Origin of the sequence: Nonomuraea sp. B5E05 (genome assembly GCF_039880665.1) — a bacterium.
Classification (GTDB): Bacteria; Actinomycetota; Actinomycetes; order Streptosporangiales; family Streptosporangiaceae; genus Nonomuraea.
Genome location: NZ_JBDPMJ010000003.1, coordinates 440257 through 455810 on the forward strand (window position 1 = coordinate 440257; position 15554 = coordinate 455810).

13 protein-coding genes are annotated in these 15554 nt (G+C 70.8%); 9 read left to right on the forward strand and 4 right to left on the reverse strand.

All coding sequences use genetic code 11. The features are described from left to right. Positions 1–30: 30 nt before the first annotated feature. The 4 genes from ABGB01_RS08425 to ABGB01_RS08440 form a co-directional block, all read right to left on the reverse strand. Positions 31–1023, reverse strand: coding sequence for a hypothetical protein (locus ABGB01_RS08425; protein ID WP_347771966.1), 993 nt, complete (start codon positions 1021–1023; stop codon positions 31–33). Positions 1024–1117: 94 nt separating this feature from the next. Continuing rightward, positions 1118–1939: a carbohydrate ABC transporter permease gene (locus ABGB01_RS08430; protein ID WP_347771968.1), complete on the reverse strand. Its 822-nt coding sequence runs from the start codon at positions 1937–1939 to the stop codon at positions 1118–1120. After that, on the reverse strand, positions 1936–2916 hold the full coding sequence (locus tag ABGB01_RS08435; protein WP_347771970.1) for a sugar ABC transporter permease: 981 nt from the start codon (positions 2914–2916) through the stop codon (positions 1936–1938). The genes ABGB01_RS08430 and ABGB01_RS08435 overlap by 4 nt, the downstream gene beginning before the upstream one ends. After that, complete coding sequence (locus tag ABGB01_RS08440; protein ID WP_347771972.1) at positions 2913–4196, reverse strand: extracellular solute-binding protein; 1284 nt, start codon at positions 4194–4196, stop codon at positions 2913–2915. Before ABGB01_RS08440 ends, ABGB01_RS08435 begins: the two co-directional genes overlap by 4 nt. A 220-nt stretch (positions 4197–4416) precedes the next feature. Here ABGB01_RS08440 and ABGB01_RS08445 point away from each other — a divergent pair, with 220 nt between their 5' ends. The 9 genes from ABGB01_RS08445 to ABGB01_RS08485 all read left to right on the forward strand — a co-directional run bounded on the left by ABGB01_RS08445 (position 4417) and on the right by ABGB01_RS08485 (position 15550). Continuing rightward, positions 4417–4551: a hypothetical protein gene (locus ABGB01_RS08445; protein ID WP_347771974.1), complete on the forward strand. Its 135-nt coding sequence runs from the start codon at positions 4417–4419 to the stop codon at positions 4549–4551. Then, positions 4548–5594: a LacI family DNA-binding transcriptional regulator gene (locus ABGB01_RS08450; protein ID WP_347771976.1), complete on the forward strand. Its 1047-nt coding sequence runs from the start codon at positions 4548–4550 to the stop codon at positions 5592–5594. Before ABGB01_RS08445 ends, ABGB01_RS08450 begins: the two co-directional genes overlap by 4 nt. Next, a complete protein-coding gene (locus tag ABGB01_RS08455) occupies positions 5591–6586 on the forward strand; it encodes a hydroxyacid dehydrogenase (protein ID WP_347771978.1) in 996 nt (331 codons plus the stop codon). Before ABGB01_RS08450 ends, ABGB01_RS08455 begins: the two co-directional genes overlap by 4 nt. Positions 6587–6635: 49 nt before the next feature. Continuing rightward, a complete protein-coding gene (locus tag ABGB01_RS08460) occupies positions 6636–8270 on the forward strand; it encodes a heparinase II/III family protein (protein ID WP_347771979.1) in 1635 nt (544 codons plus the stop codon). A gap of 170 nt (positions 8271–8440) precedes the next feature. Further along, complete coding sequence (locus ABGB01_RS08465) at positions 8441–9223, forward strand: SigB/SigF/SigG family RNA polymerase sigma factor (RefSeq protein WP_347771981.1); 783 nt, start codon at positions 8441–8443, stop codon at positions 9221–9223. Between the two features lie 418 nt (positions 9224–9641). After that, a complete protein-coding gene (locus ABGB01_RS08470; protein ID WP_347771983.1) occupies positions 9642–12005 on the forward strand; it encodes a glycoside hydrolase family 3 N-terminal domain-containing protein in 2364 nt (787 codons plus the stop codon). After that, entirely contained in the window at positions 12002–12994 is a 993-nt protein-coding gene (locus ABGB01_RS08475) for an ABC transporter permease subunit (RefSeq protein ID WP_347771985.1), read from the forward strand. The genes ABGB01_RS08470 and ABGB01_RS08475 overlap by 4 nt, the downstream gene beginning before the upstream one ends. Further along, complete coding sequence (locus tag ABGB01_RS08480) at positions 12991–13866, forward strand: carbohydrate ABC transporter permease (RefSeq protein WP_347771987.1); 876 nt, start codon at positions 12991–12993, stop codon at positions 13864–13866. The genes ABGB01_RS08475 and ABGB01_RS08480 overlap by 4 nt, the downstream gene beginning before the upstream one ends. Before the next feature lie 49 nt (positions 13867–13915). Then, positions 13916–15550, forward strand: a complete 1635-nt coding sequence (locus tag ABGB01_RS08485) for an extracellular solute-binding protein (protein ID WP_347771989.1) — start codon at positions 13916–13918, stop codon at positions 15548–15550. Positions 15551–15554 lie beyond the last annotated feature (4 nt).

Genomic DNA, 15554 nt, shown 5'->3' on the forward strand with positions numbered 1-15554 from the left:
TTGTGGCGAAACAGGGCGTGGTCGGGGTATTTACCCGGACATGACCGCATCTGGGTGCTGCCCCAGCGGCGCCCAGATCCGGGCGTCGCTCCAGATCGAGCGCTCGTCGACGTACGGCCGCAGCAGCGCGGTGAGCCCCGGATCGCCCCGCCCCGCCAGCTCGTCTTCGGCGATCCTGCGGGCCACGCCCACGATGACGTCGGCGACCTGGACCCGGACGTCGAGGAACGACTCGGCCAGCCGCAGCCCGGCGAGCCGGCCGTCGAGGATCTCTCGCAGCTGGGCGATGCGCTCGTCGGTGAGGGTGGTCTGCCGGTCGTGCACCACCCGGACCGGTTCGCCGCCGCGGTGCCAGAACTCCACCGCCCGCACGATGGCCGGGATCAGCGGGTCGAGCGCGGGGAAGACGTGCGGGGCCTCCAGCAGCCGCTCCCTGAAGGCGGCCACCCGCGGCCTCGCCTGCCACAGCAGCTCCATGATCTCGCCCCCGGGCCCGGGGGCGCGCAGCTCGTCCACCAGGAGGAAGGCGTCGTCGACGGACATGGTGACGCCCTGCCCGTTCTTGGCGCGCAGCAGGTAGTTGAAGGAGTCGAGGAAGGACGTCCACCGGGCGGGCCCGAACGCGCGCGGCCCCTCGCGGTAGAGCGTGACCGCCCTGGCCGCGGAGAGCGGGCCGAGGTCGAGGTCGATGCCCGGCTGGTGGCCGGCGTCGAGCAGGGCGACGATCTTGCGTACGGCGAGGAAGGGTTTGTCGGCCAGGAAGACGTGCGCGCGGCCGAGCAGCGGCCCCGACGGGCCGAGCAGCCACCTGAGCGTGGCCCGGTGCTTGTCGCGCAGGACGTGGGCGGCCGCGTACTGGCTGGCCGGGGTGGGCGCCCTCTCGCGCAGCTCGCCGATGCACTCTTCCGCCGCCCGCCGGCTCATCAGGACGGCGGCGTGGGCGAACACGTCGGTGTTGCCGCCGACGAGCTTCTCACCCTCCGCGCCGGACTCGTCGCACACCACTTCAAGAGGTTCCGACACGTACGCAATGTAACCAAGGCCGCGCCCCGCCCGCGAGGCCATTTCGGGCGGGGCCGCGGCGCGCTCCCCAGGGGCGTCCTGGTGAAGCGCCGGTTCAGCCCTTGATGCCGGTGAGCAGGACGCCCCTGACGATCCACCGCTGGGCGATGAGGAAGAGGGCGACCAGGGGCAGGATGGCCACGAGCGCGCCGGCGAACAGCGCGGGCAGGTTGACCGCCTGCTGGTTGAGGTTGGTGGACAGCGCCACCTGCACGGTCCAGTACTCCGGGTCCTGGCCGATGACCAGCGGCCACAGGAAGGCGTTCCAGTGTTCGATGAAGGACAGGATGCCGAGCGAGGCGAACAGGGCGCCGGAGTTCGGCAGCGCCAGCCGGGCGTACAGGCCGAGGAAGCCCAGGCCGTCCACCCGGCCCGCGTCCTCCAGCTCGCGCGGGAAACGCAGGTAGAAGCCGCGGAACAGCAGCACGGCGAACGCGCTGAACAGGCCGGGGACGATCAGGCCCCACATGGTGTTGACCCCGCCCATCGAGCCGACCACGACGAACGTCGGGATGAACGTGGCCGCGCCCGGCACCATCATCGTGGCGATGATGAAGAAGAACACCGGCCTGGACGCCGCCACGGGGATGCGGGCCAGCGCATATCCGGCCATCGACGCCAGCAGCGTCGACAGCGGCGCGGAGATCGTCGCGATGAGCGTGGAGTTCCACAGGGCGTGCGCCAGCGGCACCGCCTCGTTGCCGAAGGCGTCGGCGAAGCCCTGGAAGCTGATCTCCTCAGGCCACCAGCGCCAGTCGAGCGAGCCCAGCTCCCGCCTGGTCATGAGCGCGTTGCGGATCAGCAGGTAGAACGGCAGCAGGAACGGCACCGCGAAGACGATCGCCGCCGCGTAGGAGCCCAGATGCCGTCTCCTCATCGCCCTTCCTCCTCCTCGGTCCTGCCGAAGCCGGCGAAGCGGCCCTGCAGCAGCGTGAACACCACGATCAGCGCGGTGACGACGAACGCCCCCGCGGATCCGGCGCCGTAGTTCTGCTCGCCGAGCGCCGTCTGGAACAGGTAGATCAGCGGTGTCCTGCCGTCGGCGCCGCCCAGCCCCGACAGGTTGGAGGCCAGGATGTTGTAGAACTCGTCGAACGCCTGGAACGCGTTGATGATCAGCAGCAGCGTCACCGCGACCGAAGTGTTGCGCAGCATCGGCCAGGTGATGTGCCGGAACAGCTGCCCCTCGGTGTGCGCGCCGTCCACCCGCGCCGCTTCGTACAGCTGGGCGGGGATCTGCTGGATGCCGGCCAGGAACAGGATCATGTAGAAGCCCGTCTGCAGCCACAGCCGGACCGTGACCAGCACGATCCAGTACAGCGGCGGGTCCACGGTCGCCACCCAGCCGATCGAGTCCTCGTGGCCGAGCAGGTAGGCCAGGCTGTTGGCCACGCCCGACGGCGTGCCGCTGAACAGGCTCATCTTCCACACGAGCGCGCCGACCACGTAAGAGACGGCCGCCGGGATGAAGAAGGTGGTCCTGAAGAACGCCCGGCCGCCGCGCAGCCGGTTGACCAGCACCGCCAGGCCCAGCGCCAGCGCGAACGTCACCGGGACGATGAACAGCGTGAACACCAGGATGGTGACCAGCGACCTGGTGAAGGCGGGGTCGCCGAGCAGCCGCTGGTAGTTGTCCAGGCCGTTCCACGAGCCGAGGCTGATCGTGCCGCGCGCGTCGTTGAAGCTGAGCAGCAGGCCCCAGCCGATCGCCACGTACTTGAACAGGAAGAGCCCGGCCACCATCGGCAGCGTGAGCAGCGCGAACGCGCGCCAGGCCGGCCACCTGGAGGCCCACCGCGCGGGGGCGCGGTGGGGCCCGCCGGCGCGGGGGCGGGCGGGCGCGGCCGTCGTCATAGCGTGGGCACCTTGTCCAGGATGTCCTGGGACCGCTTGGCCGCCTCCGCCAGGGTCTTGGCCGGGTCGGCGCCCTTCTTGACGATGGCGGTGACGGCGTCGTCGTAGGGCTGGCGCACCTCGGGGGTCCACAGCGCGGGCTGCTTGACGCCGTGCGCGTTCGCGGCCTCCATCACCTCCTGGGCCGGGCCGGTCCTGAGCTTGTCCGCCGCGTTCGCGGCGCTGGTGCGGGGCGGGATGTGGAAGCCGTAGCCCAGGTTCCAGTCGGTCTGCGCGGCGGTGTTCTCCACCCACAACCAGCGCACGTACTTCGTGGCCGCCTCCAGGTTGGCGCTCTTGCCGTTGACGACCTGCACCCAGCCGCCCATGTTGACCACCTGGCGGCCGCCGGGGCCGAAGGCCGGCAGCGGGAAGGCGGCGAAGTCGTCGCCCAGTTCGGCGGTCATGCCGGGGACGGCCCACATGCCGACCCACTGCATGGCCGCCGCGCCGGTGATCAGCGCGCCGGGGTCCCACCAGTCGGTCGAGTAGCCCTGCAGGGTGACCTTGCTGTCGTGCAGGCCCTTGAGCGCGGTCAGCGCCTCGACCACCTTCGGGTCGTCGTAGGTGATCTTCCGGTCGTCGACCAGCAGGTTGCCGTTCGACCAGGGCACCAGCATCCCCAGGTCGCCGATGCCGTCGTTGCCCACGAACAGGCCCTTCTGCCTGCCCGTGGTCAGCTTCCTGGCCGCCGCGGCGAACTCGGCGAAGCTCGCCGGCACGGCCACGCCGGCCTTCTGGAACAGCGACTTGCGGTAGAACACCAGCATCGGGTCCACGACCATGGGCACGGCGTAGACCTTGCCGCCCCACGTGTACGGTTCCAGCACCTTGGGGTCGAAGTCGGCCTTCTCCGCGCCGAGCACGTCGTCGAGCGGCGTGACCTGCTCGGCCTTGACCATGTTGGGGCCGACGTCGTTCACCTCGTAGACGTCGGGGCCGTCCGGGGTCAGGACGGCGGCCGTCCATTTGGTGCCGTAGTCACCGGGGATCCAGGACACCTTGACCGCGATGTCCGGGTTGGCCTTGGTGAAGTCGGCGGCGTAGCGCATGGCCGCCTGCTGCGTGCCCTCCTCGCCGTACTCGTGGTACCAGTGGTTGAGGGTGATCTTGGCGCTGCCGGTGGCGGGCGGGGTCTTGGTCTTGGCCAGCGGGTCGCCGCCGCACGCGGAGACGGCGGCGCCGGCGACGAAGAGCACGGATCCTTTGAGCAGTCCGCGGCGGGTGAGTGGTCTGTCCATCGGGGCCACCTCTCGTGGGGGAGTGAGATCGGTGCCGATGCGAGGTAACCGGTTACTTCTGACGTCGTGAGGCGGACGTTAGACGTGTCCGATAGGTGGCGTCAATGCGCTGTTAACTTTTCGTTACAAAGCTGCTGGAATCGGCCTTGACGGGCCGTGACAGATCTCTTAGCGTCGCGGGCATCAGCCAAGTAACCGGTTACCTGCCTGGAGGTCCGCCGTGAGACTGCCGCCCGATCGGGCCGCCCGCGCGTGCACCGGCCAGGCCCGGCAGCAGGTGGCGCCGCGCGCGCCCGGGGCCGTCGTCACCGGGGCCGTCATCACCGGGGCCGTCGTCACCGGGGATGCCACGTGACCCCGTCCGGCCGGGTCACCATCCGTGACGTGGCCAGGCGGGCCGGGGTGTCCGTGGCCACCGTCTCCCGGGTGCTCGCGGGCGACTACCCCGTGCTGGCCGCCACCCGCAACAAGGTCGTCCGTGCGGTGCGCGAGCTCGACTACGTCCCCAACGCCCACGCCAGGGCCCTGTCGGCGGCCCGCCCCGGCGCCATCGCGATCGTCGTCGACAGCGTGGCCATGCCCTACTACGCCTACATCGCCCAGGGCGTGGAGGAGCAGGCGGCGCTCGAGGGCCGGCTGTCGCTGATCTGCACCACCGGCGGCGACCCCGGCCGCGAACTGTCGATCGTGCGGCTCCTGCGCGAGCAGCGGGCCGAGGCCGTCATCCTGGTCGGCAGCGTGATCCTGGACGACGACTACCGCAAGCGGATGACGGAGTACGCGCACGCGCTGGCGGCCGCGGGCTCGCGCCTGGTGTTGTGCGGCCGCCCGCCGCTGGGGGAGGGGGTGCCGGCCCTGGTCGTCGGCTACGACAACACCGGCGGCGCCCACGCCGTGACCGCCCACCTGCTCTCGGCCGGTCACCGCAGGATCCTCTACCTGGGGCAGCGGCCCGGCCACACCACCTCCGACAGCAGGGTGGCCGGCTACCGCAGCGCGCTGGCCGAGCACGGCGTGCCCGCCGACCCGGCGCTGGAGGTCGAGGCGGAGTTCTCGCGGGAGGCCGGGTACGACGCGATGAGACGCCGCCTGGCCGAGGGGCCGCCCGGCTTCACCGCCGTCTTCGCCGGCAACGACCTGATCGCCTCCGGGGCCATCCAGGCGCTGGACGAGCACGGGCTGCGCGTCCCCGAGGACATCTCGATCGTCGGCTACGACGACGTCCCGCCGGCGCAGGACCTGCGCCTGACGACCGTGCACCTGCCGCACGACGAGCTCGGCCGGGCCGCCGTGCGGCTCGCGCTCGGCCGGGTGAGCGCCGGCCCGCTGATCCTCGGCACCCACATCGTGGTACGCGGCTCGGTCCGGCCGCTCGGCCCGCGGCGACCTTCCCGATGAGCCCGCTCGCGGCCTTCGCCCTGCGGCCCCCGCTGCTGCCCGAGCTGTTCCCGCCGGACCTGCGGCGCCGGTTGTCGCTGGTGGCCCGGGTGCACGACCGCGTCATCGACCGTTTCGACGGGCCCCTCGACGCCGACATCCTGATCACCGGCTGGGGCTGCCCGCGCATCGACGCCGGCGTGCTGGCCGCCGCGCCCCGGCTGCGCGCGGTCGTCCACGCGGCGGGCAGCGTCAAGGGCCATCTGACGGCGGAGGTGTTCGACCGGGGCATCGTCGTCTCCTCGGCGGCGCAGGCCAACGCGGTGCCCGTGGCCGACTTCACGCTGGCGATGCTGGTGCTGGCGGCCAAGCAGGCGTTCGTCCGCGCCCGCGCGTACGCCGCCGGCGGCTGGTCGGGCGACGCGCTGCCGGGCGTGGCCACGCCGGGGGAGCGCGACGGGCTGGCCGGCGCGGTGGTCGGGGTCGTCGGCGCCTCGCGGGTGGGCCGGCTGGTCATCGCACGGCTGCGCGCCCACGGCGCGGACATCCTGCTCAGCGACCCGTACGCGAGCCCTGAGGAGGCCGCCGCGCTGGGCGCGGGCCTCGTCCCTCTCGACGAGCTGTGCCGGCGCGCCGAGTTCCTCACCGTGCACGCGCCCGAGCTGCCGCAGACGCGCGGCCTGCTCGACGACCGGCGGCTGTCGCTCATGCCCGACGGGGCGGTGCTCGTCAACACCGCCCGCGGCGCCCTCGTGGACACCGACGCCCTGGTACGCCACTGCGTGGGCGGCCGCATCGGCGCCGTCCTCGACGTGACCGATCCCGAGCCGCTGCCCCCGGGCCACCCGCTGCTCGCCCTGCCCAACGTCCTGGTGACCCCGCACATCAGCGGGGCGAGGGGCCGGGAGCTGCGGCGGCTGGGGGAGTTCGCGGTGGCGGAGGTGGAACGCCTCACCCGCGGCCGCCCGCTCCGGGGCGCCGTGCGCCCTGCCGACCTGCACCGCATCGCCTGAGGCCGATGAGCCGGGACTCGCTGGTACGGCGGACGCAGGGGAGGGGCCGATGAGCCGGGGCGGAGGACGGGATCTGCTGGTACGGCAGGCGCGGGAGGAGGCCGCCAGGGCGCGTACGGAGCCCCTGCCCGCGCTGACCTTCGCCCTGTGGCGCCGCTACGCGGACACCGGCGACCGCCAGGCCTACGAGCGTGTCTACTTCGAGCGCCGTCGCCGCCTGGCCGCCCTCATGCTGGCCGCGCACCTGGACGATCGCCCCGACCCGGCGCTCGACGACCTGCTGTGGTCGGTGTGCGACGAGTTCACCTGGGTGCTGCCGGCGCACGAGCCGCGAGACCGCCCGGTCAACGCGTTCGTCGACCTGTTCGCCGCCGAGACCGGCCATGCCCTGGCGGAGGTGGTGGGCCTGCTCGGCGAGCACCTCGACCCCCGGGTGCGGGCCCGGGTGCGCGAGGAGGTGGAGCGCAGGGTCCTGCGCCCGCTCCAGGCGGGAGCGCCTCCCCTGTGGTGGGAGTCGGCCGGCCACAACTGGGCGGCCGTCTGCGCGGGCGCGGCCGGGATGGCGGCGCTGGCGCTGGACTCCGGGCACCTGCCGGCCCTCCTGCCCCGCCTGGAGCGGGCCCTGGAGTCGTTCCTGGCGGGCGCGGGCCCGGACGGCGCCTGCCTGGAGGGGCCCGACTACTGGTCCTACGGTTTCGGCTATTTCGTCTATTTCGCCGAGGCGCTGCGCGAGCGCACGGGCAGGGACCTGCTGGACGACCCCCACGTACGCGAGATGGCCGCCTACCCCGCCAGGATCGACCTCGGAGGCGGCGCGCGCCCGGCCTTCGCCGACTCCTCCGGCACGGCCGCCTACCCGGCCGGCCTGCTGGCCCGCCTGGCCGAACGCCTGGGCGTGCCCGTGCCGCAGGGGCGGGAGCCGTCGTTCCACGACGACCACTGCTACCGCTGGGCCCACCTGAGCCGCACCCTGTGGTGGACGGCGGGGACAGCACGGGCGCCGCGCACCCCGCCGGCGCCGTACGACCGACTGCCGGACGCCGCGATCGTGGTCGCCAGGGCGGGCGGCACAGCCTTCGCCGCCAAGGGCGGCCACAACGACGAGCCGCACAACCATCTCGATCTGGGCCACTTCGTCCTCCACGCCCACGGCAGGACGGTGCTGGACGACCTGGGCGCTCCCGAGTACACGCGCGACTACTTCGGCGCGGGCCGCTACGCGGTGCCGCAGGCCTCGGCGGAGTGGCACTCGATCCCGCTGATCGACGGCGCCGCGCAGCGTCCAGGCCGTGACCGCCGCGCCGGGACCGTCCGGTACGCGGCCGGCCACGACACCATGGAGTGGACGCTGGACCTGACGGCGGCCTACGACGCGCCCCGGCTCATCCGCTTCACCCGCGCCTTCGCCTGGCGGCCGGCCCGGCTGGAGCTCACCGACACCTTCGCCTTCGCGGGCGGCGACTGCCCGGTGGCGGAGCTGTTCGTCTCCCGCCTGCGCCCCGAGGTGGGCCGCGGCTCCGTCGGCTGGGGGCCGGTCGTGCTGGAGATCCCGCCCCCGTGGCGGGCCCGGGCGGAGGAGCTGGAGGTACGCGGCCACGACGGCGTGCCGGAGACCGTCCACCGCGTACGCCTGACCGCCGCCGTCCCGTCCGGCCCGCATACCTTCGTCTTCACCGTGCGTTGACGGTCGCTGGGGCAACGGAGCGAATCTGTAACTCCATATGTTGATTAATGCCCCCGGATGGGGAATACTCTGATCCAGAAGTCCAGCAGAGGGCTTCGACCCACGCGTTATATGTGGCGTGCCTCTGCCTGGGCTTTTTCGCGTCTGCAGGGGCCGCCATGATCTGACCTTTGGAGCATCAGATGGCCGTCCTGGAGATCGCACTCGAAGAGATGACCGCCGAGCAGCTGCTCACCGAGATGCACCGGCCCGAGACGCCGGAGCTGCGCAAGGTACGGATCCGTGAGCGGGTCGTGGCCATGTACGACGCTCTGGTGGGCGAGGTCACCCGCCGCTACCGCTACCGCGGCGAGCCGATGGAGGACCTGCGCCAGGCCGCGTACGTGGGCCTGATGAAGGCCATCAACGGATTCGACCCCACCCTGGGGCACGACTTCCGCGGCTACGCGATGATCACGATGGTCGGCGAGGTGAAGCGGCACTTCCGCGACCGCACCTGGGCCATCCGGGTGCCGCGGGTCTACCAGGAGCGCCGCCTGGAGCTGAACAAGGTGACCAGCGAGCTCACCCAGACCTTCGGCCGCGCCCCCACGGTCGCCGAGCTGGCCGGCAAGATGGGCATCTCGGAGGAGGACGTGCTGCTGGCCCTCGACGCGTCCGCCGCGTACAGCACCCTGTCGCTGGACGCGCCGGTCGGCGGCGAGGACGACGCGGCCGACCTGGGGGACTTCCTGCCCGCGCAGGACGACTCGCTCGACAACCTGCTCGGCAAGCACGCGATCAAGCCGCTCATCGACGCGCTCCCCGACCGTGAGCGCAACATCCTGCTGATGCGGTTCTACGGCAACATGACGCAGTCCGAGATCGCCACGGAGTTCGGCATCTCGCAGATGCACGTCTCCCGCATCCTGCGCGCCGTGCTCACGAAGCTGCGCACCGCCCTGCAGGACTGACCGCCCCTGCTTCCGCCCACCGGCCGCCCGTGCCCATGCCCGCGCCGGTGGGCGGAGTCATGTCGCGCGCGAGAACGGCGGCCACATCCCGATCCGGCAGCGGAACGCCTTCCAGGGTGACGATGATCGCGGCATTCGCAGTACGGTCTTCCTGATCGAGTCGTCCGTCACTGCCACGACACCCTCATGTTGCTCCGAAAGTTTCAGGAAAGTTGTTGCCGCACGACGACCGGCAAAGCCGGTGGGCTCGGGCCTCGTACGCCGGTCAGATGTGCAACGGAGCAGTTGGAGACGCTCTTGACAGTTTTCCGCGAGGCCCCTTATGTTGCCGCAATATTAAGCACTTTTCCTTGAAAGTTTCGGCTTCACATACCGCAATGCGCGTGGCATGTTGCCGTGAGGAGCCCGAAGGGATGGCATGACGGGCCAAGGAGCGATCGACACGAGCCCCACGCCGGACGACGACACGCGATGGCGGGACCCCGGGCTGTCCCCCGGCGAGCGAGCCGAGGCCCTCGTCCCGCTCATGACGCTGGAGGAGAAGGTCGCCCAGCTGGTCGGGGTGTGGGTCGGCGCCGACGCCTCGGGGGAGGGTGTCGCCCCCCACCAGACCGAGATGGCGGGCGGCGCCGAGTGGAGCACCGTCATCCGCCACGGGCTCGGCCAGCTCACCAGGCCGTACGGCACCGCGCCCGTCGACCCCGTCGCCGGCGCCCGGTCGCTGGCCGCCTCCCAGGCCGAGATCGTCGCGACCAGCCGGTTCGGCATCCCGGCCCAGGTGCACGAGGAGTGCCTGACCGGGTTCGCCGCCTGGCGGGCGACCGTCTACCCGGCGCCGCTGAGCTGGGGCGCGACGTTCGACCCCGGGCTGATCGAGGAGATGGCGGGGCGGATCGGACGCTCCCTGCGGGCGGCCGGCGTGCACCAGGGCCTGGCGCCGGTGCTCGACGTGACCCGCGACTACCGCTGGGGCCGTACCGAGGAGACCATCAGCGAGGACCCCTACCTGGTCGGCACCATCGGCGCGGCCTACGTGCGCGGAGTGGAGGGCGCCGGCGTCGTCGCCACGCTCAAGCACTTCGCCGGCTACTCCGCCTCGCGCGGCGGGCGCAACCTCGCCCCCGTGCCGATGGGCCGCAGGGAACTGGCCGACGTCGTCCTGCCGCCGTTCGAGATGGCGCTGCGCCTGGGCGGCGCCCGGTCGGTGATGAACTCCTACGCCGAGATCGACGGCGTTCCCGTGGCGGCCGACGACGGCCTGCTGACCGGGCTGCTGCGCGACGAGTGGGGCTTCACCGGCACGGTCGTCGCCGACTACTTCGCGATCCGGTTCCTGCAGAAGCTGCACGGCGTGGCCGCCGACGCCGCCGAGGCGGCCGGGCTCGCCCTGCACGCCGGCATCGACGTCGAACTGCCCACCGTCGACACGTTCGGCGAGCCGCTGATCGAGGCGGTGAAGGCGGGCGCGGTCGACGAGAAGCTCGTCGACCGCGCGCTGCGCAGGGTGCTGACGCAGAAGGCCGAGCTCGGCCTGCTCGACGAGGGCTGGCAGTGCCTGCCCGACGGCGCCGACCGGCTCCGCCTCGACGACCCCGAGAGCCAGGACATCGCCCTGCGCCTGGCCCGCGAGTCGGCCGTGCTGCTGCGCAACACCGCGGCAATCCTGCCGCTGGCGCCCGGCCGGCGCGTGGCCCTCGTGGGGCCGGTCGCCGACGACCCGATGGCGATGCTCGGCTGCTACGCCTTCCCCGCGCACGTGGGCGCCCACCCCGAGCACGGGCTCGGGCTGGAGATCCCCTCCCTGCGCGAGGCCCTGGGCGCGCTGGTGCCCCGCCTCGCCTACGCGCCCGGCTGCGACATCACCGGCGACGACACCTCCGGCATCGCGGCCGCCGCCACGGTCGCCGCCGCCAGCGACGTGTGCGTGCTGGCCGTCGGCGACCGGGCCGGGCTGTTCGGCCGCGGCACCTCCGGCGAGGGCTGCGACGCCACCGACCTGCGCCTGCCGGGCGTCCAGTCCGAGCTCGTCAGGGCCGTGCTCGCCACCGGCACCCCCGTGGTCCTCGTGCTGCTGGCCGGTCGGCCGTACGCGCTGGGCGAGGAGGTGGACGGCGCCGCCGCCGTCGTGTACGCGTTCTTCCCCGGCCAGCGCGGCGGCCAGGCGCTGGCCGAGGTGCTCACCGGCGCGGTGAACCCGTCGGGGCGGCTGCCCGTCAGCGTGCCGCGCGACGCGGGCGGTCTGCCGGCCACCTACCTGTCGCCGTGGCTGGGCCGGCGCTCCCAGGTGTCGTCCGTCGACCCCACCCCGGCCTTCCCGTTCGGCCACGGGCTGGGCTACACCACGTTCGAGTGGAGCGACGTGACGGAGCCTGGCGAGCCGGCCGCCTGGCCGGTCGACGGCGAGGTGAGCGTCGCGGTCACCGTCCGCAACGCCGGTCCGCGGCCCGGCACCGAGGTCGTCCAGCTCTACCTGCACGACCCGGTCGCGCAGACCACGCGGCCCGTGGTCCGCCTGGTCGGCCACGCCCGCGTGCCGCTGGAGCCGGGCGAGGCCGCCCGCGTGACGTTCGACGTGCCGGCGGACGTCACCTCGTTCACCGGCGTGCGCGGGCGGCGCATCGTCGAGCCGGGCGAGGTCGAGTTGCGCTTCGCGCGGTCGAGCGCCGACGTGGTCGCGGCCGTGCCGCTGCGCCTGACCGGCGACGTGCGCGAGGTCGGCCACGAGCGGCGGATGCGGCCACGGGCGCGGATCGAGCGCATCGCACCGGAGGACAGAGGATGAGCAGCACCCCCACGACCGTGAACCCGCCGCCGGACACCGGCGAGACCCGGCCCCCCATCCGCCGCCGCAGGCGGCCCGCCGGCACCTCCACCTCCTGGAGCGGGGCGTTCCGCCGCAACTGGCAGTTGTACTCGCTGGCCATCCTCCCGCTGCTGTTCTTCGCGATCTTCCGGTACGCCCCCATGATCGGCAACGTGATCGCGTTCCGGAAGTACGAGCCCGGCGGCAGCGTGCTGGGCGAGGAATGGGTGGGCCTGCGCTACGTGAACCTGTTCCTGAACGACCCCACGTTCTGGAACGTCTTCACCAACACCGCGATCCTCGGCGGGCTGACCCTGCTGTTCTGCTTCCCGCTGCCCATCGTGCTGGCGCTGCTGCTCAACGAGGTCCGCAACCGCGGGCTGAAGAGGTTCCTGCAGTCGGTGTCCTACCTGCCGCACTTCCTGTCGATCGTGGTCGTGGCCGGCATCGTCATGCAGACGCTGGCCATCGACGGGCCGGTCAACCAACTGGTGCGGGCGTTCGGCGACGATCCCATCACGTTCATGCAGAAACCCGAGTGGTTCCGGACGATCTACATCTCGTCGGAGATCTGGCAGACCGTCGGCTGGGGCACGATCCTCTACCTCGCCGCCCTCACCACCATCGACGAACAGCTCTACGAGGCGGCCAGGATCGACGGCGCCGGCCGGTGGCGGCAGATCTGGCACGTCACCCTGCCCGGCATCCGGCCGACGGCGGTCACCCTGCTGATCCTCAACATCGGCACGTTCATGGCCGTCGGCTTCGAGAAGGTGCTCCTGCTCTACAATCCCCTGACCTATCCGACCGCCGACGTGATCTCCACGTACCTCTACCGGATGGGTGTCGAGTCCAGCAACTTCAGCTACGCCGCCGCGATCGGCCTGTTCGAGGCCCTCATCGGGCTGACCCTGATCCTGTCGGCGAACCTGATCTCCCGTCGAGCAGTGGGGACGAGCCTGTGGTGACACTCGACAGAAGCCGGGGCTACCGGGCCTTCCAGGTGGTCAACGCCGTCGTCCTGACCGGCGTGGTGATCGTGACCCTCTATCCGTTCGTCAACATCGTCGCCCGCTCCTTCAGCGAGGAACGGTACATCCTGTCGGGCGAGGTCAACCTCATTCCGCGCGGGTTCAACCTCACGACCTACCAGATCGTGGTCGCGGACCCGATGTTCTGGACGAACTACCGCAACACCGTGGTCTACACCGTCGTCGCCACCGCCATCGCGATGGTGCTGACCACCTGCTACGCGTACGTGCTGTCCAAGCGGCACCTCAAGGGCAGGACGTTCCTCATCTGGGTCGCCGTCTTCACGATGTTCTTCAACGGCGGCCTCATCCCCAACTACGTGCTGGTCAACAGCCTCGGGCTGACGAACTCCATCTGGGCCATCGTGTTGCCCAACGCGATCAGCGTCTTCAACCTGCTGGTCATGAAGGCGTTCTTCGAGAACCTGCCGGGCGACCTGGAAGAGGCCGCCGCCATCGACGGGCTCAACACCTACGGCATCCTGGGGCGGATCGTGCTGCCGCTGTCGAAGGCGGTCATCGCCACGATGGTGCTGTTCTACGCGGTCTCGTTCTGGAACTCGTGGTTCTCGGCGTTCCTCTACCTCAACAGGACGGAGTTGTTCCCGGTCACCGTCTATCTGCGCAACATCATCGCGGGCGCCACCGGCGCCGAGAACGCCGGCGCGGGCGCGGCGGACCTCACGCAGGTCGCGGCCAACATCCAGTCGGTGACGATCATGCTCACGGTGCTGCCCATCCTCGCGGTCTACCCCTTCGTCCAGCGGTACTTCGTCTCCGGAGTCATGCTCGGCGCGGTCAAGGGTTAGCCTCCTCCTCACGCCTCTACAACCCCCCGGACCCGGCAAAGGAACCCCAATGCGCGAACTATCACGGCGTCAGGCGATCATCGGCTTGGGTGCGTTCACCCTCGTCCTCGCCGGCTGCGGCGAGGACGAAGCCCCGAAGCAGAGCGCTCAGTCCGCGAACAAGGCGGGCGCGATGGCCAACTACGGTGTCGCCCAGCAGTTCAAGGCCACCGAGCCGCTGTCGTTCGACGTGCTCTACAACAACCACCCGTTCTACCCGCTGAAGAACGACTGGCTGTTCTGGGAAGAGCTGACCAAGCGCACGAACGTGACGCTCAAGCCGGTCGCGGTGCCGCTGAGCGACTACGAGAAGAAGCGCAGCCTGATGATCGGCGCAGGGGACGCCCCGCTCATCATCCCGAAGACGTACCACCCGCAGGAGGAGGCCTTCGTGGCCTCGGGCGCGGTCCTGCCGGTCAGCGAGTACTTCGACCTGATGCCGAACTTCAAGGACAAGGTCGCCAAGTGGAAGATGGAGCCGGAGCTCGACACGCTCCGGCAGGCCGACGGCCGCATCTACCTGCTGCCCGGCCTGCACGAGAACGTCTGGGTCGACTACACCCTCGCGGTGCGCATGGACGTCATGGAGGAGCTCGACCTGGAGGTCCCGAAGACCTGGGAAGAGCTCTACACCGTGCTCAAGGCCATGAAGGCCAAATATCCCGACCTCTACCCGATGACCGACCGGTTCGGCATCCCCACGCCCGGCGGCAACCTGCTCAAGCTCGTCGCCCAGGCCTACGGCACCAAGGGCGGCTGGGAGTACCAGCACGCCTTCTGGGACGCCACCGCCGGCAAGTTCGTCTACACCGGCGCCATGCCGCAGTACAAGCAGATGATCGAATACCTGCACAAGCTGGTGAAGGAGAAGCTGCTCGACCCCGAAGCCTTCACCCAGCAGGACGAGCAGGCCGACCAGAAGCTCATCTCCGGCAAGTCGTTCGTGATCAGTTGTAACGCGCAGACCCTGGTCAACGAGTTCCGTGGCGCGCTCACGAAGGCCAACCCCGACGCCAGGATCGCCAAGATCCCGGTGCCCATGGGCCCCGTCGGCGACTACAAGATCGGCACTCGGCTCGAGAACGGCGTCATGATCTCCAAGAAGGCGCTGGAGCACAAGAACTTCGTCGCCATCATGCAGTTCGTCGACTGGCTCTGGTACTCCGACCAGGGCCTGGAGTTCGCCAAGTGGGGCGTCGAAGGCACGACGTACACCAAGGACGCCTCCGGCGGCTACAAGCTGGCCGACGACGTCGACTTCGTCGGGCTCAACCCCGACGCGCCGAAGCACCTGCAGAAGGACTTCGGCTTCCACAACGGCGTGTTCGCCTACGGCGGTCCCACCAAGCTGCTGGAGTCCACCTTCTCCGAGGAGGAGCTGGAGTTCCAGAAGGTGATGAACGCCAGGAAGGCCTGGCCGGTCGATCCGCCCCACCCGCTGAAGGAGGAGGAGCGCGAGCAGGCCACGCTGTGGGAGACGCCGCTGAAGGACTTCGTCACCCAGCAGACGCTCAAGTTCATCCTCGGCGAGCGCGACCTCAGCGAGTGGGACGCCTACGTCAAGGAACTGGAGGGCAACAACATGGCGTCCTACATCAACCTGGTCAACACCGCCTACGAACGGTTCAAGAAGGAACACGGCTGAGTGG

Excerpts from the sequence above, each read along its gene's own strand:
- ABGB01_RS08455 (WP_347771978.1), top strand. The coding sequence starts at position 5,591 with ATGAGCCCGCTCGCGGCCTTCGCCCTGCGGCCCCCGCTGCTGCCCGAG.
- ABGB01_RS08460 (WP_347771979.1), top strand. The coding sequence starts at position 6,636 with ATGAGCCGGGGCGGAGGACGGGATCTGCTGGTACGGCAGGCGCGGGAG.
- ABGB01_RS08475 (WP_347771985.1), top strand. The coding sequence starts at position 12,002 with ATGAGCAGCACCCCCACGACCGTGAACCCGCCGCCGGACACCGGCGAG.
- ABGB01_RS08440 (WP_347771972.1), bottom strand. The coding sequence starts at position 4,196 with ATGGACAGACCACTCACCCGCCGCGGACTGCTCAAAGGATCCGTGCTC.
- ABGB01_RS08485 (WP_347771989.1), top strand. The coding sequence starts at position 13,916 with ATGCGCGAACTATCACGGCGTCAGGCGATCATCGGCTTGGGTGCGTTC.
- ABGB01_RS08430 (WP_347771968.1), bottom strand. The coding sequence starts at position 1,939 with ATGAGGAGACGGCATCTGGGCTCCTACGCGGCGGCGATCGTCTTCGCG.
- ABGB01_RS08470 (WP_347771983.1), top strand. The coding sequence starts at position 9,642 with ATGACGGGCCAAGGAGCGATCGACACGAGCCCCACGCCGGACGACGAC.
- ABGB01_RS08435 (WP_347771970.1), bottom strand. The coding sequence starts at position 2,916 with ATGACGACGGCCGCGCCCGCCCGCCCCCGCGCCGGCGGGCCCCACCGC.